This is a genomic window from Mesorhizobium sp. M2E.F.Ca.ET.209.01.1.1, assembly GCF_004010375.2.
Lineage (GTDB): Bacteria > Pseudomonadota > Alphaproteobacteria > Rhizobiales > Rhizobiaceae > Mesorhizobium.
In genome coordinates, this window is the sequence record NZ_SADP02001299.1 from 1 (window position 1) to 231 (window position 231).

Below are 231 nucleotides of genomic sequence, written 5' to 3' on the forward strand. Positions count from 1 at the left end.
GCCGGCCGCTGGCCGGCAACCTCATGAACCCTCGGCGGGAACCTGCAATTGCCGGCCAGCGGCCGGCACTACCCCCTGCCGCGTCCACCCGAACCGCTGCGCGGCCCAGATCTCCAGCGCCACCAGCAGTGCGACGGCCAGCAGCGGCAACAGCAGCCCGAAGTACACGCCGGGCATCATGCCGTTGATCTGCGCTTTCACCAGCCGCAGCACGCCATGGGTGTGCAACAG

The 231-nt window shown here is 69.7% G+C and carries 1 protein-coding gene; it reads right to left on the bottom strand.

Translation table 11 applies throughout. The features are described 5' to 3' along the window. Positions 1–21: 21 nt before the first annotated feature. A partial coding sequence (locus EN852_RS40140; protein WP_210238343.1) for a hypothetical protein occupies positions 22–231 on the bottom strand: 210 nt, incomplete at its 5' end.